The sequence below is a fragment of the Maribacter antarcticus DSM 21422 genome (genome assembly GCF_000621125.1).
GTDB classification, from domain to species: domain Bacteria; phylum Bacteroidota; class Bacteroidia; order Flavobacteriales; family Flavobacteriaceae; genus Maribacter; species Maribacter antarcticus.
The window spans coordinates 640645-661586 of sequence record NZ_JHZC01000004.1 but is presented as its reverse complement, the minus strand read 5'-3'; the positions used below and the strand labels follow the sequence as shown (position 1 = coordinate 661586).

The following is a 20942-nucleotide window of genomic DNA, read 5'->3' as shown; positions in this document are numbered from 1 at the left end:
CTAGTTGTCTTGCACGCGAAGCCATGTCTGTGTTCGATATATAAAAGCGAGGTAACCCCTAACTTTTAACTCATTTGGGTTTTCAGGATTTAACCATATTTTGCAACGAAAAGTCATAGCCTGTTCAGGATCGAACAAACGTTTTCCCTTCCATTCTCCTTCCTCATCTTTTTGTGCTGCCGTTATTATTTCCATACCAACAACAGGTACATCTTTTAACTCATCTTCACATTTTGTACATTTAGAATTTTCCTTTCCCGGTTCCAATATTTTTTCTACATAACCGAACATCAATCCATCTTTTTCATATATATTGATGATACCTTTTGGATTACCGGTACGGTCATCAATGGTTTTCCATTTATCAAAGACCGACTGGCCCACCATCGCATGACCAAAGCAAATTAAACATAATAGCACAACTATTTTCGAGGGATATCTCATTCTTCTTTTTTAGTGAATTTTCTTAAGGAATTCAATGATGCGTTAAGTTCAAAGCCTAGCAATAATATATTCGAGTTGAGCCAAATGTAGACCATCAAAATCAATAGTCCACCTAAAGCACCATACAACTCGTTATAGCGTGCAAATTTATCAACATATACGCCAAAAAGATACGAAGTGACCACGAACAGTATCGTAGTCATTAACGCTCCAACGGAAAAAAAATGGGCTTGTTTTCCTTCTCTGGTTCCAAAATAATATAATGTAGCTGTTGTAAAATAAGAGAGTACCACAAAAAATAACACCTTAGCCACTTGCACTCCCGTTCTATCACCATCTTCCATAACATAGCCACCGAGCCTTGCCTGAAACTCGTCCAAATACACGAGTACATACACTTCAAAATATATAAACATAACAAAACCAAGTATAATCAAGATAGCCAAAATAAGACCCACCATCAGCGCAAAAAGATACTGCCTGAAAAAATTACGAGTAAGCTCAATGTGATAGGAAGTTTCAAACCCTCCAAAAATAGCATTTACCCCATTAGCCACTAAAAATATGGATAAGATAAAGGCCGATGATAACAAGCCTCCACGCTTCTGGTCTTTTATCTGTTGAAATACCTCCCCAAAATATTCCCCGGTTGCCGTAGGTAAAAAGGACTCCAAGAACAACTGAAACTGACCTTCAAAATCAGCATTTTGAATGCTTACATATTCAAACAAATAAGGCACCAAGGTAACCATGAATATCAATAAGGGAAATAAGGCCATGAACAAACTGAATGCAATGGCACTAGCCCTCGTAGAAAGCGTACCTTGAAGAATACCAACCACATACATCTCTGATAGGTCATAAATAGAGAGCCCCTTAAAACCAGGAAGCTTAATTTCTTTAAGCAACCGGACAAACCAGTTTACAACGGGTATTTTTTCTAAACGTTCTTCAATTTCAAAAGACATTTATACAGCTTTTAGGCTTAAATCCAGGTTATAGACCGAATGCGTTAACGCACCCGATGAAATATAATCCACACCACACTCCGCATACTGGCGAATAGTATCTTCATTGATTCCTCCGGAAGACTCTGTTAAACAGGTATCCCCAATCAAGCGCACCGCTTCTAGTGTATCTTCATAATTAAAATTATCTATGAGAATACGGTAAACACCTTCGGTGTCTAAGATTTCCTTGATTTCAGTTAGGCTTCTAGCTTCCACTATAATCTTTAAATCTTTTCCTGTTTTTCTTAAATAATTTTTCGTTTTGACTATGGCCTCAGTAACACCTCCAGCAAAATCTATGTGATTATCCTTAAGCATAATCATATCGAAAAGCGCAAATCTGTGGTTTTCGCCACCACCAATTTTTACGGCCCATTTTTCTAAGGCTCGAATACCAGGCGTCGTTTTTCTAGTATCTAAAATTTTGGTACCTGTACCTTCCAATAACCCAACAAAAAAATTAGTCTTAGTAGCAATTGCACTCATCCTCTGCATAGCATTGAGAACAAGCCGTTCTGCCTTTAAGATACTTTGGGAGCTACCAGACACATAAAAGGCGATATCGCCGTATTTGACCTCACTACCATCTTCAATAAGAGTTTCAACGTTTAAGTTCTTGTCTACATAAGCAAAAACTTCCTTAGCGAATTCAACCCCTGCCAGAATACCTTTATCTTTGACCAAAAGTTTTGCTTTTCCAATGGCTTCTTTAGGAATGCAAGCCAGAGAACTATGGTCTCCATCGCCTACATCCTCTCGTACAGCATTGCTAATAATCCCTGTAATCTCTTTCTTAAATTGCGCTTCTGAAATCATATACTTTTATTGCCTTGTGCTAAAATACGAATCCATTTTGGGAAATTGATTTACTTTTGAAAGCCTATGATAGACATTTAATTGACTAAAGACAATACCAAGCTATATAAATAAAAAATAATCAGATACTTAGCTGATTATTATGTAAACAAAACATGACGATAAAACTATTGGCGATTGGCAAAACAGATAGTACAGAACTGCAGCACCTCATAAACATGTATGAAAAACGTTTGGGATATTATGTCAAATTTGTTTTAGCGGTTATTCCTGATTTAAAAAAAACCAAAAACCTTTCTGAAAATCAGCAAAAAGAGAAAGAAGGAGAACTTATCCTAAAACAGCTTACCCCTGCGGATGTTCTTGTGTTATTGGATGAGAACGGGAAACAATTCAGTTCAATCGAATTTTCATCTTACTTACAAAAGAAAATGAATTCCAGTATTAAACAACTTGTGTTTGTAATCGGAGGACCTTATGGCTTTAGCGCCTCCGTTTACGAAAAGGCATCAGGTAAAATAAGTCTGTCCAAAATGACATTTTCGCACCAAATGGTACGGCTTTTTACAGTAGAACAGGTTTACCGGGCGTTTACGATTCTAAAGAATGAGCCTTACCATCATCAATAATTAATTATTTTTGTTGTCGTTACATCTATTTCTGGAAATTGAAAATGAAAAATTAAACGGGTTTTGTTTTGCCGTGTAAATCTTCAGGGGACTCCAAGGAATTGATCATATTTTTAGAGACTTGTTCCAAATTATTAAGTTCATCCATTCCACAGTCTATAAGCTCCTGTTTATGAATCATGGTTTTCCCGATTTTCAAAACATGTTGTAAACCCATAATATTTTTTATATGCGAGTTGAATGCATGGGACTAATGCCAAGAGATTTCCTTTAATTTCTTGTTCTGAAAGCTTATTTTTATTTATTGCGGGATTTATGATAAAAATAATTTCTACTATAAGCATCAAAATAGATAATGTAGCACGTCCCAATTCTACCATCATTAATGTTCTAATATCATCTTCTGACTATTTTGAAATTGTAATACAGTAGGTATCCATCGCGGATATAAACCTACCCACAATACTCGGAAAACTATCAAAAGAGACTATTTCTAGACTGTCCGAGTTCTTTAAACTAGTGTACATATAATTTATATCTGTATCTAGTTTATCAAAAATTTTCTGAATTTATGGGTCTTCTAAAGGTTTTAATCTAGAGTCTCCTTCTTGAAGCGCAAGGTTTGTGACATACAAGCGTTCTAGGCCAAGTTTCATGTCGCATAATGACATTTCAACAAGCGACACTCATAGAAATTAGTTAGCACTCTCAGGGCTAACATTTGCTGTTTTACTGCTATCTTTATGAGCAAAGTAGTACCTGTTTGTTTTTGTAAAGAATATTGTGTGATAGATTGTATATCCAAGGTTAACACAATAATCGCAACTACCAATAGGTGATATTTGCTAATTTGTTTACTACAAAACAAAAAACAGAATATTAAAAAATTGAAATAATATTTCCTACAATTTTAATGAGTGCAGCACTACTAATAAATTATCAGTGGTAAGCTGCCTATTAATGGTTGTGAAAAGCAAGTTTTAGCGCTAAAGGTAATCAGACACAATAAAAGTCTGATTTTATTTTTTTGCACAAAGACTAATAAAGCACCCTAAACTTAATCGTTTTATCGACCTTTCTGAGCGCTTTAATCACGTCCTTATTATACTCTTTATCCAAATCTGTAATAACGTAGCCGACCTCATTGTCTGTGGATAAGTACTGACTAGAAATATTCAACTCATACTCGGCCAACACTTTATTGATTTTTGCCATAATTCCAGGTACGTTTTTATGGATGTGAAGAAACCGGTGCGACTTATTTTGTTTTGGAAGGCGAATATTAGGGAAGTTAACAGCATCTACTGTGTTTCCAGAATTGATATAACCCATTATTTTATTGGGCACAAAATCTGCAATATCCCGTTGCGCCTCCTCCGTACTACCACCAACATGCGGTGTTAATATCACGTTGGGAAACCCTTGTAATTTGGTTATAAAATCACCATTGCTTCTCGGTTCCTCTGGATATACGTCTACTGCTGCACCTGCTATCTGACCGCTCTCTAAAGCTGCTGCTAAGGCATTGATATCTACCACAAATCCTCTAGAAAGATTCACTAACATAGCGCCCTTTTTCATCTGGTTGATTTCCCGTTCCCCAATAAAGTTTTTATTGGCCTGATTATCATCAATATGTAGCGTAACCACATCAGAAATAATCAACAAATCTTCCAAGGTATCACACTTTTTAGCATTTCCAAGCGCCAAACTATCCTCTACATCGTAGTAATAAACATGCATACCAATTGCCTCTGCTAAAACCGATAGTTGCTTGCCAATATTCCCATAACCTACAATACCTAAATTCTTACCACGAACCTCCCGAGATCCAACTGCCGTTTTTTGCCACTGGCCTTTATGTAATTCAGAACTTCTGGCGAATACACTTCTCATTAACATAATGATTTCGCCAATGGCCAATTCTACCACGGAACGCGTGTTGCTATAAGGCGCATTAAAGACCACAACACCTTTTTTCTTGGCATATTCTAATTCAATTTGAGTAGTACCGATACAAAATGCACCCACAACCAATAGTTTATCGGCAGCATCGAGCACTATTTGGCTTACTTGGGTCTTTGATCGTATACCCAGTACATGTACACCTTTTATTTTTTCTATAAGTTCCTCCTCTGCTAAACTATGTTTGACCAACTCTACCGAGAACCCATCTTCGGATAGATTCTCGAATGCGGCGGTATGCACATTTTCTAATAAAAGTACTTTGATTCTGTTCTTGGGGTAAGATATATTTCTTGGCAAATCGTTTAGGTATAAAAATTCATCTAAATTAGGGGTTATGTGATCCGCATTGTCGGCGGCCTTATCCCTGTGTATATTCTCCGTATAGGCAAAAAACTTGTCTGCGATTCCTGCCTCTCGCATGACATAATCGCTATAACCGTCTCCTATTACCTGTACCTCTCCTTCTAGCTTCATGTCCTTCAGGCATTGTATTTTTCCGTTATGTTGTGAAAGTACATTGGCCTCATCAAAACCTACAATATTACCTGCGTCATCAAACTTGAACGTATTTGCGTACACTCTATCCGAAGGAATATTGTATTCTTTTACTATAGGGTCTATAAACTCTTTAAATCCGCAGGAAATCACATAAATATCATCTGCATATTTCTCGAAAAAATCTTTGTTTGAGGCTATTGATTTTGAAATTTTCTGTCGTAGCGCGCTAACCAAATGTTCCAAATCATTTTTATGAGCATTTAATAACTTGATCCTACTTTCCAAGGACTCGGTAAACGAAATATCTCCGTCTATACCAAGGTTGGTAATTTTTTGGATTTCGGCTATAATTTCGTCCTTATTCGATTTTCCTTGAAGCGTAAGTTCTGCTAGCACATCAAGGGCTTCTACCCTTGTTAGGGTACTATCGAAATCAAAAACGTATTTTCTTCCTGTTGCTATCATTATTCTATTATCCCTTAATATCAAAAAAATGCTTTTTCTTGATTTCTAAACTAAAACTTAAATATTAGTCAAAAATAAAAATTATATCCCTTTGACCATATCTTAAACATCAAATAAAACAAAAAATACCGCCATTGGTTAAAATTCAAAAATAATAGCTGTCCTCTTTAAATAATTCAAAAAAAGTCAGCCGATTGGTTCAATATAATTCAGATACCATAATCCTGCAAGTATAGCAAGCCCAAAGCTTACTAGCGTGCCAATTAATATGTACTCCGTGAGCTTTCTACTATTGCTTTCCTTTAAGTCGTTAAAACGGAATACGGATTTTGCCGTAATCAAGAGACCAATAGCATCCCACCTACCCATTACTATAAATACAAGTACAAATAAACGCTCTATAATACCGATATATTTACCTGCATTAGGAAGTGATTTATGGTCTATATTTATTTGGCCTGACATCGGTTCTAGAAGCATTCCCATAATAATTGCAGATGGGAAAGTCACGAACACCACGGCCAAGACCAAGGGCCAATTTAAATTTTCGAGCAGAGAAATAAAGTGTTCTGGTAACGCTGTATAATAGGAACAAACGTATAAGATAATAACATGTAGAAATTGATCTAAAAAAAAAGGAATGCTCTTGTTCTTAAACCATGGGTTGGCATAGAGTTTTGACAGGTCTATCATTAAATGGGATAGCGCTAAGATGACTGGTATTTTCCAAAGACTTAGGTCCCATAAAACAAGAGCATACAGCGCGAAATGTAGGAATACGTGAAGGTAAAGGTATTTTGACCTTATCTTATTTGCCTCCTTATGAACTACCCACGTTAAAGGCTGTAGCATAAAATCTCCAATTAAATGAGCCAATACTAATTTTACGAAAATCAACATACGCTATACTTCTCCGATTACTTGCTGATAATAAGCCAAGAGGTCTAAGACCAAATCCAATCGCGCTCTTTTTATTCGTTGGCTAACGGCAGATTGTTTTATGCCTAGTTTTTGGGCGATTTCCTTTTGGGAAGCTTCCGGGTTGTCCAGTACCATGAGGGCAATCTCTGCAGAGACGACACTCCAACTGTTCATAAAATCCAGGGCCAAACGCAGCATAAGATTTAGGGTAAAGTCATGTGATTCGCTGCCTGTTGCGATACTCAGATTTACTTTACTTTCTTTTAGAGATTCAAATTTTCTACCAGATCGTTGGTGTGCAGAACCATTAGACTCACTAACACCTGTTCCAACATAGGTCTCCAGACCGATACCTATACCCATTCTAACATCCAATCCTTTCACCGATTTTAGCAAGGCCTTTATTTGGATTGCCGATAGTAAGACACGCTCACTAGTAACCTTCAGCTGAAACTCGTCCCCTCTATATATTTCCCAGTGCATTGGTGCGGGCCCAAATCGATTAAAGTAAGTTTTTAAATCCCCCATCCATTCCGTCGCTAAATGGTTTTCCGAATTAATGATATCTCCTGTAATAATTGCTATCATAATAATTAACTATTATGCTAATATATTAAAAAATAAGCTAAATAAGTAATATTTTAAACGACACGCATAAGAATCAATATACTCAAGTTCTAAAACCACCTTCTGGTCTTCTTTAGGTATTCCGTATACTTTTTACCAAATTTACTCAATAAGACGCGCTCTTCTGGACCAATTTGAAAACGGTTCATATAGCTGACAAATCCGGCAGCTATCAATGTGTTGAATGCATTGCCAAAATAAAGTCCCACAGCAAGAAGGAGTAATAACATCGCAAGATACATTGGATTCCTGGAGAAGGTATACAAGCCATTTGAAATCAATCTAGAGGCTTTCTCTGGCGTATTAGGATTCACGGTAGTTTTTGCCACAAAAAACTGAATAAGACTCACCACACCGATACCCGCAGCCAATCCTACAAGTATCTTAGCTAAAGGTAATCTTCCAAAGAAATCAAAAAAACCAAAAGGCAGAAAAGTGCTTAGAAGGCACATCCCCAAAATAAAAACCAAAAAGACAATAACTGGGGGTATTTTTAATTCCATTTTATAAAATTACTATTTTTGATGCTGTTAGCATCTTAAAACAGACCCTAAATTATTTTCAATGAAACTCGTATTCGCTACCCATAATCAGAATAAGTTAAAAGAAATACAAGCCTTAGTCCCAGACCATATTCAATTGATATCCTTACAAGATATTGGTTGTACAGAAGCAATACCGGAAACTGCGGATACGCTTCAAGGAAATGCAAAACTAAAAGCGGACTATGTTACCAACAATTACAATCTACCCTGCTTTGCAGATGACACAGGCCTTTTCGTAGACGCACTTAATGGCGAGCCAGGTATTTATACAGCCCGTTATGCCGGTGCGGAATCCGGTGCAGATGCCAATGTGAAAAAGTTACTAGAAAACTTGTTAGATAAGAAAAATAGAGCAGCACACTTTAGCACATATATTGCACTAAATATAGAGGGAGAGACATTATTGTTTGAAGGCTCCGCTGAAGGGGTCATTACTAAAAAAAAGAAAGGCGAAAACGGCTTTGGGTATGACCCAATATTTAAACCTGCCGGTCATGATCGTACCTTCGCAGAGCTGCCCTTAGCAACAAAAAATAAAATGAGTCATAGAGCAAAGGCATTCACTAAACTCATAGCGTTCCTAAACAAAACAAATACGAACATCTAAAAAAAAAGATTCAGTTGCGGTATCGGTAGCCTCCGAAAGGGCAAAAGCTATTGGCGGGGTTCTTATCGCCTTTTTTACTGCCTTAATGACCATAGCCCAAATGGTAAACGTCGAACTATGGGGAAGAGATGGCGATTACTCATAACCGAATTATCAACTACTCCTATTGCAGCCAATCTAAGAGCATCAAAGAAAGTAGACTCGATGACCTCTCCGCATTAATGCAAAGCAGGAAGGTGCGGGGTGACAAAAACCAATTATCCAACACAAAATAAATTCTGTAAATTAAAGAATATTGAAAAATACGCTCTGGAGAAAACAGAAACTTTATTAAGCGCTATACTAATAGCTGAAGCAAACTAGTTGCAGAACCTAGGCAGCGAAATGGGTGAAATTACAGGCGTAAAAGGAGTGGAAGTTTTAGAAAATGAATATGATGTTGCAACCAAAAAATTTGATTTAGCTATGCTTTTCTTTTAAATTAGTATAGTATTTTGTGCAGCCTGTGTTATTATACAGGATAACCCCAAGCTTCAAAAACCTTCACTATACTCATGATTTTATCTGGAATTACAGGAGTTATCATGTTGCTATATGGCTATAGCTTTGCTCCTTTAAAAAGGCTAGTTACAATAAATTATACCATCTCGTTTATTAGCAGTACCTTTGCCGCCAAATTAACGCCGCTGGTATAGCATGTGTTGCATTGAGTCTAATAGGTTATAAACGATAATCGCTCTAAGCAACATTCTTATTTGCGATTAAGTATAACATATTATGACAAAGTTTGAAGCACTAGGACTCCAAAAGTCCTTATTAGATGCTGTTGCGGATTTAGGTTTTGAAACTCCATCCGAAGTACAGGAAAAAGCCATCCCAATTTTATTAGAAGGTGAGACCGATTTAGTGGCTCTTGCACAAACAGGTACCGGTAAAACGGCAGCTTTTGGATTTCCATTAATTCAAAAAATAGACGGCAATAGCAGAACCACCCAAGGATTAATTCTTTCTCCAACGCGTGAGTTGTGTTTACAGATTACCAAAGAAATGCAAGCGTATGCTAAATACGAACGCAATATCAATGTAGTAGCCATATATGGTGGTGCTAGTATCACTGACCAAGCAAGACAAATTAAGAGAGGTGCGCAAATTATTGTTGCAACACCAGGAAGAATGAAAGATATGATCAGTAGACGTCTTGTAGATATTTCCAAGATTGATTATTGTATCCTTGATGAGGCAGATGAAATGCTGAATATGGGCTTTATGGAAGATATTAAAGATATTCTTTCAAACACGCCTAATGAAAAATCTACATGGTTATTCTCCGCAACGATGCCTAAGGAAGTTTCGGTTATTGCAAAAAAATTCATGCATTCACCACAAGAGATTACTGTAGGTGCTAAAAATTCTGGAGCATCAACAGTACAACATGAGTATTATGTTGTTGGTGGTAGAGATCGTTATCCTGCTTTGAAAAGATTAGCAGATACCAATCCAGATATATTTTCAGTTATTTTCTGTAGAACGAAACGTGATACGCAAAAAGTTGCTGAAAACTTGATTGAGGACGGCTACAATGCCGGAGCTCTACATGGAGATTTGAGTCAGAACCAACGTGATTTGGTGATGAATTCTTTTCGTAAGAGGCAAATTCAAATGTTAGTTGCTACCGATGTAGCTGCACGAGGTATTGATGTTGATGACATTACTCACGTCATAAATTACCAATTACCTGATGAAATCGAAACCTATACGCACCGAAGCGGTAGAACTGGTAGAGCTGGTAAAACTGGTATTTCTATGGTTCTTATTACACGTAGCGAACAACGTAAGATTAAGGCTATTGAGAATAAAATCAATCAGAAATTTGAATTGAAAAAAGTTCCTTCTGGATCCGAAATTTGTGGTATTCAATTACATCACTTAGCAAATAAAATAAAGGATACAGAAACTAATTCAAATATTGACAGCTATTTACCCGCTATCAATGATATATTAGAAGGAATAGATCGCGAAGAACTTATAAAAAAATTAATATCTGCCGAATTCACAAGATTCTCTACCTATTATAACAAGTCAAAGGACTTAAACTCTTCTGACAGCGGTAGAGATAGAGGAGAACGAAGTGAAAGAAGTGATGGTAGAAGAGGTGGCGAAACACCAACAAGTGGATCTGTACGTTATTTCATTAATATTGGTGAGAAAGATGGCTATGATTGGATGTCTTTAAAAGATTTCCTTAGGGACACAGCTGGTCTTGGTCAAGACGATGTATTCAAAGTAGATGTAAAAGAAAGTTTTTCCTTTTTCAATACAGATACTGAAGTTACCGAGAAAATATTAGGAACATTTACAGAATTCAAAGTAGATGGTCGTTTTGTAAATGTAGAGGTTTCTAAAAGCCCTGGTGGTGGCGGAGGTGGCAAACGCAGAAGCGGTGGTAGCAGTTTTGGTGGCAGCGGCGGATTCAAAGGAAAGAGAAGCGGTGGTAGTCGCAGAGATGATGATCGTGGTGCAAGCAAAGGAAGAAGCAGGGAAAGAAGCAAATCTGAAAGCCCTAACTCTGGAAAAAGAAGAAGCCAGAAAAGGAAAGGTGACTTCTTTTAGTTAATTGTATATTAAAAAATACGCTTCGGCGTATTTTTTTTGGTTTGTTTGTAGCTTGTAACACATAGCGTAGGATTTTTATGGGTAAACAATTAGTTTTTTTTTTCTGTTTTATATCATTTTTGGCTGTTTCACAAGCAACGCCAGAAAACATAGATATTCGTGCAGTTGTCGTAAACGCCCAGACCGATGTCCGTATGGAAAGTGTTCACGTGGTTAACCTGAACCAAGTTATTGGCACCATCACCAATGAAAAGGGAGAATTTTCTATTGCGGCCGCTGTAAACGATACACTTTACCTTTCTTTTCTTGGCTTTAAATCTCAAAAGATTCGAGTAACGAACGATATGTTCAAATTCGAGGAGACTAAAATTGCCCTAACAGAGCTTGCCTATGCCTTGGAAGAAGTAATCGTGAGACCTTACCAGCTTACAGGCTATCTAGAAATAGACGTAAAGAACCTTCCGATAAACAATGCGTATCAATACAGCATATCTGGCTTATCCGTCGCTTATGAAGGGGGGAACAAAAATCCAAGTGCCGTTACAAAAGTACTTGGCGCTATACTGAATCCTGCAGACCTGCTTCGTAATCTTTTTGGTAAAAAACCTACCCAAATGCGAAAGTTACGTCAAATGAAAGAGGATGAAGAAATCCGAAATCTATTGGCCTCAAAATTTGACCGCGAAACTTTAACTGAATTTCTACAGTTAGAGAAAGTTGATATTCAGGATATTTTAAACAACTGTAACTACTCCAAGTCCTTTATTATCACCGCAAACGACCTTCAAATTCTAGATGCCATAAGTAGTTGCTACGAGGAGTTCAAAGTATTGAACCGCAGAAAATAAAATTTTTCATTCCCATTTGTATTTTATAATTTTAAAACAAATAGAATGTTTATGAAATACCTAATTACCTTACTTACCTTAATTTCACTCATAGCTTCTTGTAAGTCCGAAAAAAAAGAGCAGTCTACTTTGACTATGGTTGTAAGGGATAGTATCGTGGAAGTTAAAAAACAGGTGCCATTTGTGTGGGACGGTGCAAACATCTATTTTCTATTGACGGACAGATTCAACAACGGAAACCCAAACAACGATATGAACTTTGAACGCGGCAACCCTACAGGTAAACTAAGAGGTTTTATGGGTGGCGATATTCAAGGCATTACAAAAAAAATAGAAGAGGGTTATTTCAGTGATTTAGGTATAAATGCCATTTGGTTTACACCCGTGGTTGAGCAAATACATGGCGATACCGACGAAGCTACTGGAAACACCTACGGCTATCATGGCTATTGGGCCAGCGATTGGACCGCTATAGACCCAAATTTTGGTACAAAAGAGGACTTAGGTGTATTAGTACAAAGTGCACATAAAAAAGGAATAAGGGTGTTGTTGGACGTGGTTTTAAACCATACAGGACCCGTAACTGCAAAAGACCCTGTTTGGCCTAAAGAGTGGGTAATTACAGACCCCACATGTGCCTATGCTACCTATGAAAATACCACAAACTGTACCCTTGTTGACAACCTTCCAGATATTCTTACAGCTTCCAATGAAGCCGTAAAACTTCCGGACGCCTTATTGGCAAAATGGAAAAAAGAAGGAAGACTAAGCGCAGAACTAGACGAATTACAGCTATTTTTTGACAGAACGGGATATCCTAGGGCTCCAAGATTCTATATTATTAAGTGGTTGACGGATTACGTAAACGAATTTGGAGTTGACGGGTTTAGAGTAGACACCGTAAAGCATGTAAACGAAAATGCTTGGGCTGAACTATATAAGGAGGCATCCTATTCTTTTAAGATATGGAAGAAAAAAAATCCGAAGCACACCTTGGATGATACGCCATTCTATATGGTTGGTGAAGTTTATAATTACGGGATTTCAGGAGGGCGGAAGTTTGATTTTGGTGATAAAAAAGTGGACTATTTTGACCATGGATTTCATAGCCTTATCAATTTTGAATTAAAGAACGATGCCCTAAACGGCTATGATAAAATATTTACAAAATACAGCAAACTACTGCATACGAAATTGAAGAACAAAAGTGTAGTCAACTACCTCACCTCGCATGATGATGGCCAACCTTTTGATCAAGAGCGAAAAGACCCTATAAGAGCTGCAAACGTGCTTTTATTAACTCCTGGTGCATCACAAGTTTACTACGGTGACGAAACCGCCAGAAACCTTGTCATAGATAGTACCCAGGGAGACGCGACATTACGTTCTTTTATGAACTGGGAAGAATTAGATAGTTTACCGCAAACCAAAAAAACGCTTGCGCACTGGCAAAAACTAGGGACATTTAGAAACAACCACCTTGCAATAGGTGCTGGAAAACACGAACGCTTATCAAAAAAGCCTTATGTCTTCAGTAGAACTTACATCAAGGACAACTACAAGGACAAAGTAGTGGTTGGTCTAGACTTACCAAAAGGTAAAAAGTCGCTCTCGGTTAAAGGATTCTTTGGTGACGGCACCACTTTATTCGATACCTATTCCGATACTGAAGTGATTGTAACAAACGGAAAAATAATGTTAGATAATGACTTTGATATCGCTCTATTGGAATTGAAAGAATACGTAGACTAGAGTTTACAGTAAAGACCAATTAATAGTCTCATAAACCTACTTTAATAGTACGGTTTAGCAATCTGTAGTGGTATACCATTAGGACCTAAGTTATATTGCTATAACGTTGCAATATATTGTCAATACTTTTGATAGATTTCTTGGACCACTCCAAACATTTTTCCAGTTTTTCGGATTTTGTAAGTTGCCATGGTGCATCTTTCCGAATTAATGTATAGCTTAACTCGTGTAGAATGATTGCGGCGGCAACAGAAATATTCAAGCTTTCTGTAAAGCCTTTCATAGGTAGCTAAAAAACGGTCTGCCTGCTCTAAAACAGCTGTGGTTAAACCGTCACGTTTCGTTCCAAAAAACAGGGCCACTTTATCCTTGATTTTAAAATCTTGCAACAAAACGGAATCGTTGTGGGGCGCTGTCGCTATAATCTGGTATCCTTTGTTTTTGAGTACCTTAATGCAATCAGTTGTGTTCTTGTGTCGATATGCCTCTACCCATTGCTATGCCCCCATCGCAAGGTTCTTAGCTAGTTGGTTAGTATTGCGGTTTTGTATCAAATGCGCCTTTTGTACACCGAAAATATCACAACTCCGGATGACGGCACTGGTATTGTGCATTTGAAAAACATCTTCCAAGACTCCAGTAATGTATTTGGTACGCTTATTTAGTACTGAAATAAAGCGCTCCCGACATTCTTCTGAAATAAAACCCTCTAAATAGGTCAAAAGCTGTGTTTCTTCGATGAAACCAAGATAATAAAAAGTATATTTCTAGAAGAAATTAGATAAAATGAAGCACGTCGTAATTTTAACAGGCGCAGGAATAAGTGCAGAAAGTGGCCTAAAAACCTTTCGGGATGCAGACGGACTGTGGGAAGGACACGACGTCATGGAAGTAGCTACGCCTGAAGGTTTTGCCAATAACCCCACATTGGTATTGGAATTTTATAACCAAAGGCGAAAGCAATTGTTGCGTGTAGCACCCAATGCCGCTCATCAAGCGCTTGTGAACTTAGAAGAAAAATTCAAGGTTAGTATCGTAACCCAAAATGTAGACGATCTTCACGAAAGGGCGGGGAGTGAATCGGTTTTACATCTTCACGGAGAACTCTTAAAAGCCCGCAGTACGGCTTCCGAGAATGAGATAGTTCCATGGACAAAAGATATCGTACAAGGAGATGTATGTAAAAGTGGATATCAAATGAGGCCACATATCGTATGGTTTGGAGAAGCGGTCCCATTACTAGACCAAGCGATTGAAATCACTAGAACAGCAGATATCCTTATCATTATTGGAACGTCTATGCAGGTATATCCGGCAGCCAGCCTAATCGATTTTGTTGCAGATAATGTTCCCATTTATTTTATTGACCCAAAACCATCCATTTCAGAACATAACAGAAAAAACTTAACAATACTGGCTTCAGCTGCAGCTATTGGTGTTCCTAAATTGGTTGAGGTATTACTAAATCAGAAAATTTAAAAAGTTTATAAAACTCAAAACTTACCTGTTATAGGACAGTATTACAAAGCAGTTTGTTGGTGAATATTTATTTAAATCAAAACAATCAACATAGGTCGTAAACTCCTCTTTAGACAAGACCCTTCAACACCGTAAAACACAGAAAAGGAAGTATACACCAAACTTGAATATATAGTCCATACGCGGTAAAAACGAATTAAAATGGCGACAATCGTCCTAAACGAACCTAACTTAATCGCTCCGCTACATGGCATCATCTCCAAAGTTCATGATTTTATAAGCGGCCGCGCCAGCTGGGTTCTACAAGGTGTGATGCGAAAAGATATAAACTACCTGTTTCCTTATTTAGATAATTTCACTACCCTTTTAAAAAAAGCATACCAAAATTCGACAGTCGGACCCATAGCAAAAATTTGCGAACTTCTTATAACCGCCTACTATTCTAAAACACTAAATAAAAGCCAACACTACATAACAAAAGCGCATTTAGAAAGAATAACAGCTACTTGTTTTGGTTGGGTTATCAGAGATTATAACGTAGCCGCCAAAGCATATTCGATGGCCGCCTTACTTTTATAGGGCAAACATTTGATTGGATACATCCAGCACTTCAACTCACCTTAGAACAAAATTATGCTACTGGGAGTGCTGCCTATACAGCGCGTGCCAGAATGACGTTAAAAAAAATAAGCGCATTAAAACAGCATGAACAACAGAATGCAATTTTACAAACTCTTCTGCCCCATGCGTTTAAACTGCGTTCGTAATAAGTATCTTTGCATGCTTTAACACAAACCAATCCTATTAGTATGTCCCTGAACGAATTAAATGCCATCTCCCCTATTGACGGTCGCTACAGAAACAAAGTGGCTAGCCTAGCGCCTTTCTTTTCAGAAGAAGCACTTATAAAATATAGAGTACAGGTAGAGATTGAGTACTTTATTGCATTATGCGAAATTCCCTTACCCCAGCTTTCCACCTTTGATCACTCAAAATTTACAGCGCTAAGGGAAATCTATTCTAATTTTGACACCAAGGACGCCCAAGCCATAAAAGACATAGAGAAAACGACCAACCATGATGTTAAAGCAGTAGAATATTTTATCAAAAAGGCCTTTGATACGCTTGGTCTTGCTTCTTTTAAAGAATTTATACATTTTGGATTAACCTCCCAAGACATTAACAATACAGCCATTCCGCTTTCTATAAAAGAGGCAATGAACGTTGTTTATGTTCCACAGTATTTTCAGGTATTGGAAAAGTTGGAGGAACTCGCCAAAGAATGGGCCAACATACCCATGTTAGCACGGACGCATGGTCAGCCTGCTTCCCCTACCCGACTTGGAAAGGAAATCGCTGTTTTTGTAATCCGTTTAAAAGAACAGTTTAATCTTTTGAACGACATTCCAAGTGCTTCTAAATTTGGTGGGGCTACAGGAAATTTCAATGCCCACAAAGTAGCCTACCCTAACATTGATTGGAAAGCATTCGGTAGTAGTTTCGTTCAGGAAAAATTAGGATTACAACATTCCTTCCCAACCACGCAGATTGAGCACTATGACCACATGGCAGCACTTTTTGATACCCTAAAACGTATAAATACCATAATATTAGATCTAAATCGAGATTTCTGGTCCTATGTTTCCATGGACTATTTTAAACAAAAAATAAAAGCTGGAGAAGTAGGCTCGTCTGCGATGCCACACAAGGTAAATCCTATAGATTTCGAAAATTCAGAAGGAAATATAGGAATGGCTAATGCCATTTTTGAACATCTATCTGCGAAGTTACCGGTATCTAGATTACAAAGGGATTTAACCGATAGTACAGTACTCAGAAATGTCGGTATGCCCTTTGGACACACGATAATTGCTTTTCAATCCACTTTAAAAGGATTGAACAAATTACTGTTGAACAGGGAAAAGTTTGAGCAGGACCTAGAGAACAATTGGGCCGTAGTTGCGGAAGCTATCCAAACGATTTTAAGACGTGAAGGCTACCCTAATCCTTACGAGGCACTTAAGGGACTTACACGAACTAACGAAAAAATTAACCGACAATCTATCGGAAACTTCATAGATACTTTAGCTGTTTCAGATAGTATAAAGACAGAGTTAAAAAAGATAACCCCTAGTAACTATACAGGAATTTAAGTATCTGATTTAGCTTAGGTAGCGAACCTATCGCCATAACAAAAAAAAGACCACAAGATTGTGGTCTTTTTTAATGTAAAGAAACAAGGTTTCTATTTGTTGATTTGTACCTCATGTGAGTAAGGAACCCTACAGCGCTAAACCAATTGCTGCAATAACTGCTGCTAAACTGATTCTTTCTACCCCAAGTGTGGAAATCACTATAATAAGCAAGAAAATCTGTAAACCTCAAGAAACTAGATTGGCCAAAAGCTTTTGGAGAGACTCGTTATATGCCCCCTTTAGCTATCATCTTTCTAGCAGCTTTGGTACTCTTTGTAATTATCCAAGAAAAAATAAGGTAAATTAGAATTGCTTTCAATAAGGGTACACCATAACTTTCTACCAAGTCCAAAATCATTTCCCTCGGTAAAAAACCTCGGGACAAGCCCACGAGGCACTAAAAAGGAAATTGCTTTTTCAGCTTTCGTAGCAAGCTTACGAGGTATTAAACCTGTATATCCGGCTAAAAAAGCGGGATTAGTTCCACTAGCTGCTTTAAATTCGTTGCAAAGCAACTTTTCAAGACAGCGTTTTACTCATAAATTCACCATAATTGTCTTCTCAATTTTTAGTGTTAGTTGTTCTACAAGCTATAATACTAATATAAACAAAAGGTCACATTTAATACAAAGTAAGATACCGGTTAAAACAGAAAAACCTATTGCGTTTGATTTGCAATAGGTTTTTATTGGGTTAAAATAGAAATGCTATTCTCTAAAAAAGTCTCCTAAATCTCCAAGTCCTTCTCCATTAAAGTCCGATTTTTCCAAGGCTTGTACTAGTTGAGCAAAATGTGCGGGATTCATATTCTTTCCCAATACGCGCACTAAGGCAAAGCCCTTCTCTTTATTATCACCAAAAATAATTACTTCGTCAATAGCGTCATCCGCTCCCTTAAACCGGATACTAGCACGGCCAAATTCCGTATTCATTTTCATAAGCTCCTCGTAGTCATCGTTGGCAAGTATCGCCTTTACCTTGGTTCTCTCGGCCTTATAAGCAGTTACATTATCAACCGTTTTTTTAAATGCGAGTACATTTAATTTTTTAAGAGATTCGTAAGCAATTGTTTGGTCTTCGCTTAGTTCTACAGCATCCAGATTAAGGATACTCGTCGGAATATCAAAAGCTAAAAAATTTGGATTTTCGGTGCTGTCTATATAATATTCTTGCAGACTCTGGGTAGACGAGCAGGATGAAAGTACTATGGCTACCAGAACTACTAAACTTCTTATTATTCTTTTCATAAGCTTCTATTTTAAGTGGTGCTAAGCAGAAATCCATACGAACAAGGTGTACCTCATTCGTATGGAAATTTTTTTAGAATTATGATTATTTACCAGCCTGGTTCAATTCCTTGGGTAAGTTCATTTTATTAGTAAGCGTAGCTATCTTATTCAAATCGATATCCCCTGTAAGACTTACCAATACCGTTTCCAACGTTCTACCGTGGTCACCAATTTTGGTATTTTCTAATCCAGAAACGAACATCAATAGCTCGCTAACGTGATCTTTCTTTTTACCGTCCCTTATGTAGAACTTTACATTTACGTCTTTGTCCTTTACCCGCATCAACTCCTCTAATTTAGAAGATTTTAGATATTTCTTAACGGTTTTCGTCATATCTGCCGATACCGAAGTATCCTCGGTCATAAAAACCTTTATACCGCTAAGACCACTAGCTACCTCCATAAACTCTTTTGCGTCCGCATCATCGCTCATAGCGCCTAGATTTGACGCTAATTCTATGAGACCTTTGTTTATGATTACCGACCCTACATTATCCATGTCCTCGTACTTGTCGAAAATAGATTGTGAAAAACCAAATGAAGATACTAATGCGATTACAATTACTACTGTTACTTTTTTCATGATTGTTGTTTTAAGTCCTCCTTATTTTTTCTGGAGGAATGATTTAGAGATTGATGAATTGATATTCTTGTTTTAACGCGAAGCTTTAATGCGTTGCCTCACAATATATAATACTTATTTTAATTATTCTTTTTTGATGCCTTACCCAACTGATCGCCACCAGGAAGGTCCATTTTATCTGTTAATTTGGAAACTGATTTTAAATTGATATCTCCTGTCAAGGAAAGCAGAACCGTTTCCATTTTCCTACCGTTAAGGTCTATATCCATATTTTTCATTCCAGTTACGAACATTAAGAGTTCCTTTACGTGATCGGAATCTTTGCCTTCTTTCACGTAAAAATTTACATTAGAACCACCATCTCTGATTCGCATAAGTTCCTCAAAAGAGGATGTTTTTAAGCGGTTGGAAACCCAACTACCTACATCTTTTGTAATTGATGCGTCTTCTGTAGTAATTACTTTAAAACTGGTAATGCTATTTACAAGATCAAAGAACTCTCGTGCTTCTGAATCGTCTGAGTTTACACTCATTTTTGCTAACATCTGAAACATCTTTGGTTGCATAGCTACAAAAGTAACCTTATCATCATCCTCATATTTCTCAAAAATATCCTGCGCTTGCATGAAATAAGGTGCAACTATCATTACTGCTATTATTAATATCTTTTTCATATTCGTTTAATATTATTTAATTAAAAATTTTTTAGTGCTTTTTTCAAATTCTTCCAAGTGGTATAATTGCTCTGTGCCTTTATTAAAGTTCATCGCCAATAAGGTAAACGCCTCCTGTGCGGAAGCGATTTCGGCTGCCGTGTATTCTTCTTCTAAGCTTCCGGCTACTGCGCTAGTTCTAGTATTGAAGTAAACGCCTACCATAAAAAGGGCTACTGCAGCTACCGATGCCCATCTGTATATATTTCTTTTGGTCGGTAATGGCAACTTTTTGGTATAGCGCTCTTCCTTAGCTTTGGAGAAATATTGAAACATTGGCGTATACTGATTTAGGTGAGGTGCGACATCATCACTTAAAAAATACATTCGTAAGGTTTCTTCCTCCGCCACCGTAGCGGTAGCCTCAAAATACTTTTTCAAAAGTTTTTCTATGTTATCCAATTCCATACCTGTGTTTTTCTGTTAATTTTTCTCTTATCGTTTTTCTTGCTCTTGACAATGCCACTCGTATTGCTGTGGGTTTCATATCTAACAAGGCTTCAATCTCTTCATAGTCATACTGTTCCACATCCCGCAATTGTAACACCAGTTTTTGTTGCTCTGGCAACTCCTCCATAATTCGCTGTACCCAATCTATACTGTCCCTTGCTTCTACTTGTCGTTGTAAAGAACTACTATCGTCACTATAGTTACTGTGCACGAGCTTTAAGTTGCTAGCCTGTTTGGACTTTAAACGATCTAAACAATAATTCTTAGTCATAGTCATAGCAAAAGCCTCCGCACTTTTATACCCTTCTATCTTATTTTTCTTAGACCATAACTTCATTAAAATCTCCTGTGTAGCATCTTCTGCTTCCTCACTAGATACTAAAAGTCGTTTAGCCAATCGGTACAACTTATCCTTAAAAGGCAGTACCACATTTAAAAATTCCGATTGTTTCATGCGTTGTTGGTTGTTTGTAAACATGTGTTAATAGTT

At 37.3% G+C, this 20942-nt stretch carries 23 protein-coding genes; 8 read left to right on the top strand and 15 right to left on the bottom strand.

Features of this window, described 5'->3' with window-relative positions; translation table 11 throughout:
- Genes Q360_RS0102865 through nadC form a run of 3 tightly spaced genes read right to left on the bottom strand, consistent with a single transcriptional unit; the run spans nucleotide 1 to nucleotide 2270 of the window.
- The gene (locus Q360_RS0102865) at nucleotides 1-444 is read right to left on the bottom strand and encodes a DUF2147 domain-containing protein (RefSeq protein WP_027075745.1); all 444 of its coding nucleotides are present in this window, start codon (nucleotides 442-444) and stop codon (nucleotides 1-3) included.
- Complete coding sequence (locus tag Q360_RS0102860; protein ID WP_027075744.1) at nucleotides 441-1412, bottom strand: YihY/virulence factor BrkB family protein; 972 nt, start codon at nucleotides 1410-1412, stop codon at nucleotides 441-443. The genes Q360_RS0102865 and Q360_RS0102860 overlap by 4 nt, the downstream gene beginning before the upstream one ends.
- Nucleotides 1413-2270 carry a carboxylating nicotinate-nucleotide diphosphorylase gene (nadC, locus tag Q360_RS0102855; protein ID WP_027075743.1) on the bottom strand — a complete coding sequence of 286 codons (858 nt, stop codon included), beginning with the start codon at nucleotides 2268-2270 and terminating at the stop codon, nucleotides 1413-1415.
- Between the two features lie 155 nt (nucleotides 2271-2425).
- On the opposite strand from nadC, the gene rlmH reads away from it, so the two are divergent.
- Nucleotides 2426-2899 carry a 23S rRNA (pseudouridine(1915)-N(3))-methyltransferase RlmH gene (gene rlmH, locus Q360_RS0102850; protein ID WP_027075742.1) on the top strand — a complete coding sequence of 158 codons (474 nt, stop codon included), beginning with the start codon at nucleotides 2426-2428 and terminating at the stop codon, nucleotides 2897-2899.
- Nucleotides 2900-2951: 52 nt separating this feature from the next.
- Here the strand turns inward: rlmH and Q360_RS25610 are convergent, their stop codons facing one another.
- The 5 genes from Q360_RS25610 to Q360_RS0102820 all read right to left on the bottom strand — a co-directional run bounded on the left by Q360_RS25610 (nucleotide 2952) and on the right by Q360_RS0102820 (nucleotide 7881).
- Nucleotides 2952-3116: a hypothetical protein gene (locus tag Q360_RS25610; protein ID WP_156949986.1), complete on the bottom strand. Its 165-nt coding sequence runs from the start codon at nucleotides 3114-3116 to the stop codon at nucleotides 2952-2954.
- An 821-nt stretch (nucleotides 3117-3937) separates the two neighbouring features.
- A complete protein-coding gene (serA, locus tag Q360_RS0102835; protein WP_027075740.1) occupies nucleotides 3938-5830 on the bottom strand; it encodes a phosphoglycerate dehydrogenase in 1893 nt (630 codons plus the stop codon).
- 186 nt (nucleotides 5831-6016) lie between these two features.
- The gene (locus Q360_RS0102830) at nucleotides 6017-6730 is read right to left on the bottom strand and encodes a DUF3307 domain-containing protein (protein ID WP_027075739.1); all 714 of its coding nucleotides are present in this window, start codon (nucleotides 6728-6730) and stop codon (nucleotides 6017-6019) included.
- A 3-nt stretch (nucleotides 6731-6733) separates the two neighbouring features.
- Nucleotides 6734-7339, bottom strand: coding sequence for a SatD family protein (locus tag Q360_RS0102825; protein WP_027075738.1), 606 nt, complete (start codon nucleotides 7337-7339; stop codon nucleotides 6734-6736).
- 89 nt (nucleotides 7340-7428) lie between these two features.
- Nucleotides 7429-7881 (bottom strand): methyltransferase family protein, encoded by a 453-nt coding sequence (locus Q360_RS0102820; protein WP_027075737.1) that lies wholly within the window; start codon nucleotides 7879-7881, stop codon nucleotides 7429-7431.
- A 61-nt stretch (nucleotides 7882-7942) separates the two neighbouring features.
- Here Q360_RS0102820 and Q360_RS0102815 point away from each other — a divergent pair, with 61 nt between their 5' ends.
- From Q360_RS0102815 to Q360_RS0102790, 4 genes are all read left to right on the top strand, one after another.
- Nucleotides 7943-8530, top strand: coding sequence for a non-canonical purine NTP diphosphatase (locus tag Q360_RS0102815; protein WP_027075736.1), 588 nt, complete (start codon nucleotides 7943-7945; stop codon nucleotides 8528-8530).
- 777 nt (nucleotides 8531-9307) lie between these two features.
- Entirely contained in the window at nucleotides 9308-11140 is a 1833-nt protein-coding gene (locus Q360_RS0102800; RefSeq protein WP_027075735.1) for a DEAD/DEAH box helicase, read from the top strand.
- A gap of 80 nt (nucleotides 11141-11220) precedes the next feature.
- Nucleotides 11221-11991: a carboxypeptidase-like regulatory domain-containing protein gene (locus Q360_RS0102795; RefSeq protein ID WP_027075734.1), complete on the top strand. Its 771-nt coding sequence runs from the start codon at nucleotides 11221-11223 to the stop codon at nucleotides 11989-11991.
- A gap of 51 nt (nucleotides 11992-12042) precedes the next feature.
- On the top strand, nucleotides 12043-13743 hold the full coding sequence (locus tag Q360_RS0102790; protein ID WP_027075733.1) for an alpha-amylase family glycosyl hydrolase: 1701 nt from the start codon (nucleotides 12043-12045) through the stop codon (nucleotides 13741-13743).
- Between the two features lie 119 nt (nucleotides 13744-13862).
- Here Q360_RS0102790 and Q360_RS27070 read toward each other — a convergent pair whose 3' ends face one another.
- Entirely contained in the window at nucleotides 13863-14198 is a 336-nt protein-coding gene (locus Q360_RS27070; RefSeq protein WP_316931494.1) for an RNA methyltransferase, read from the bottom strand.
- 42 nt (nucleotides 14199-14240) lie between these two features.
- Complete coding sequence (locus Q360_RS27065; RefSeq protein ID WP_027075731.1) at nucleotides 14241-14465, bottom strand: RNA methyltransferase; 225 nt, start codon at nucleotides 14463-14465, stop codon at nucleotides 14241-14243.
- Nucleotides 14466-14529: 64 nt separating this feature from the next.
- On the opposite strand from Q360_RS27065, the gene Q360_RS0102775 reads away from it, so the two are divergent.
- The 3 genes from Q360_RS0102775 to purB all read left to right on the top strand — a co-directional run bounded on the left by Q360_RS0102775 (nucleotide 14530) and on the right by purB (nucleotide 17375).
- Nucleotides 14530-15222 (top strand): SIR2 family NAD-dependent protein deacylase, encoded by a 693-nt coding sequence (locus tag Q360_RS0102775; protein ID WP_027075730.1) that lies wholly within the window; start codon nucleotides 14530-14532, stop codon nucleotides 15220-15222.
- Nucleotides 15223-15423: 201 nt separating this feature from the next.
- Nucleotides 15424-15801, top strand: coding sequence for a hypothetical protein (locus tag Q360_RS22090; RefSeq protein WP_051554537.1), 378 nt, complete (start codon nucleotides 15424-15426; stop codon nucleotides 15799-15801).
- Between the two features lie 230 nt (nucleotides 15802-16031).
- Nucleotides 16032-17375 (top strand): adenylosuccinate lyase, encoded by a 1344-nt coding sequence (gene purB, locus Q360_RS0102765; RefSeq protein ID WP_027075729.1) that lies wholly within the window; start codon nucleotides 16032-16034, stop codon nucleotides 17373-17375.
- Nucleotides 17376-18124: 749 nt separating this feature from the next.
- Here purB and Q360_RS0102755 read toward each other — a convergent pair.
- The 5 genes from Q360_RS0102755 to Q360_RS0102735 form a co-directional block, all read right to left on the bottom strand.
- Nucleotides 18125-18664 (bottom strand): DUF4252 domain-containing protein, encoded by a 540-nt coding sequence (locus tag Q360_RS0102755; RefSeq protein WP_027075727.1) that lies wholly within the window; start codon nucleotides 18662-18664, stop codon nucleotides 18125-18127.
- A gap of 85 nt (nucleotides 18665-18749) precedes the next feature.
- The gene (locus Q360_RS0102750; protein ID WP_027075726.1) at nucleotides 18750-19289 is read right to left on the bottom strand and encodes a DUF4252 domain-containing protein; all 540 of its coding nucleotides are present in this window, start codon (nucleotides 19287-19289) and stop codon (nucleotides 18750-18752) included.
- Between the two features lie 119 nt (nucleotides 19290-19408).
- Nucleotides 19409-19963, bottom strand: a complete 555-nt coding sequence (locus tag Q360_RS0102745; protein ID WP_027075725.1) for a DUF4252 domain-containing protein — start codon at nucleotides 19961-19963, stop codon at nucleotides 19409-19411.
- A 12-nt stretch (nucleotides 19964-19975) separates the two neighbouring features.
- Complete coding sequence (locus tag Q360_RS0102740) at nucleotides 19976-20410, bottom strand: hypothetical protein (RefSeq protein WP_027075724.1); 435 nt, start codon at nucleotides 20408-20410, stop codon at nucleotides 19976-19978.
- Nucleotides 20397-20906, bottom strand: coding sequence for an RNA polymerase sigma factor (locus Q360_RS0102735; protein WP_027075723.1), 510 nt, complete (start codon nucleotides 20904-20906; stop codon nucleotides 20397-20399). The genes Q360_RS0102740 and Q360_RS0102735 overlap by 14 nt, the downstream gene beginning before the upstream one ends.
- Nucleotides 20907-20942 lie beyond the last annotated feature (36 nt).

What these genes read in the sequence shown, in the direction of transcription:
- Q360_RS0102735 (WP_027075723.1), bottom strand. Translation starts at nt 20,906, where the DNA reads ATGAAACAATCGGAATTTTTAAATGTGGTACTGCCTTTTAAGGATAAG.
- Q360_RS0102745 (WP_027075725.1), bottom strand. Translation starts at nt 19,963, where the DNA reads ATGAAAAAGATATTAATAATAGCAGTAATGATAGTTGCACCTTATTTC.
- Q360_RS0102795 (WP_027075734.1), top strand. Translation starts at nt 11,221, where the DNA reads ATGGGTAAACAATTAGTTTTTTTTTTCTGTTTTATATCATTTTTGGCT.
- serA (WP_027075740.1), bottom strand. Translation starts at nt 5,830, where the DNA reads ATGATAGCAACAGGAAGAAAATACGTTTTTGATTTCGATAGTACCCTA.
- Q360_RS0102815 (WP_027075736.1), top strand. Translation starts at nt 7,943, where the DNA reads ATGAAACTCGTATTCGCTACCCATAATCAGAATAAGTTAAAAGAAATA.
- Q360_RS0102800 (WP_027075735.1), top strand. Translation starts at nt 9,308, where the DNA reads ATGACAAAGTTTGAAGCACTAGGACTCCAAAAGTCCTTATTAGATGCT.
- Q360_RS0102740 (WP_027075724.1), bottom strand. Translation starts at nt 20,410, where the DNA reads ATGGAATTGGATAACATAGAAAAACTTTTGAAAAAGTATTTTGAGGCT.
- Q360_RS0102830 (WP_027075739.1), bottom strand. Translation starts at nt 6,730, where the DNA reads ATGTTGATTTTCGTAAAATTAGTATTGGCTCATTTAATTGGAGATTTT.
- Q360_RS0102775 (WP_027075730.1), top strand. Translation starts at nt 14,530, where the DNA reads ATGAAGCACGTCGTAATTTTAACAGGCGCAGGAATAAGTGCAGAAAGT.
- Q360_RS25610 (WP_156949986.1), bottom strand. Translation starts at nt 3,116, where the DNA reads ATGGGTTTACAACATGTTTTGAAAATCGGGAAAACCATGATTCATAAA.
- Q360_RS0102865 (WP_027075745.1), bottom strand. Translation starts at nt 444, where the DNA reads ATGAGATATCCCTCGAAAATAGTTGTGCTATTATGTTTAATTTGCTTT.
- Q360_RS22090 (WP_051554537.1), top strand. Translation starts at nt 15,424, where the DNA reads ATGGCGACAATCGTCCTAAACGAACCTAACTTAATCGCTCCGCTACAT.
- Q360_RS0102825 (WP_027075738.1), bottom strand. Translation starts at nt 7,339, where the DNA reads ATGATAGCAATTATTACAGGAGATATCATTAATTCGGAAAACCATTTA.
- nadC (WP_027075743.1), bottom strand. Translation starts at nt 2,270, where the DNA reads ATGATTTCAGAAGCGCAATTTAAGAAAGAGATTACAGGGATTATTAGC.
- Q360_RS0102860 (WP_027075744.1), bottom strand. Translation starts at nt 1,412, where the DNA reads ATGTCTTTTGAAATTGAAGAACGTTTAGAAAAAATACCCGTTGTAAAC.
- Q360_RS0102755 (WP_027075727.1), bottom strand. Translation starts at nt 18,664, where the DNA reads ATGAAAAGAATAATAAGAAGTTTAGTAGTTCTGGTAGCCATAGTACTT.
- Q360_RS0102820 (WP_027075737.1), bottom strand. Translation starts at nt 7,881, where the DNA reads ATGGAATTAAAAATACCCCCAGTTATTGTCTTTTTGGTTTTTATTTTG.
- Q360_RS0102790 (WP_027075733.1), top strand. Translation starts at nt 12,043, where the DNA reads ATGAAATACCTAATTACCTTACTTACCTTAATTTCACTCATAGCTTCT.
- purB (WP_027075729.1), top strand. Translation starts at nt 16,032, where the DNA reads ATGTCCCTGAACGAATTAAATGCCATCTCCCCTATTGACGGTCGCTAC.
- rlmH (WP_027075742.1), top strand. Translation starts at nt 2,426, where the DNA reads ATGACGATAAAACTATTGGCGATTGGCAAAACAGATAGTACAGAACTG.
- Q360_RS0102750 (WP_027075726.1), bottom strand. Translation starts at nt 19,289, where the DNA reads ATGAAAAAAGTAACAGTAGTAATTGTAATCGCATTAGTATCTTCATTT.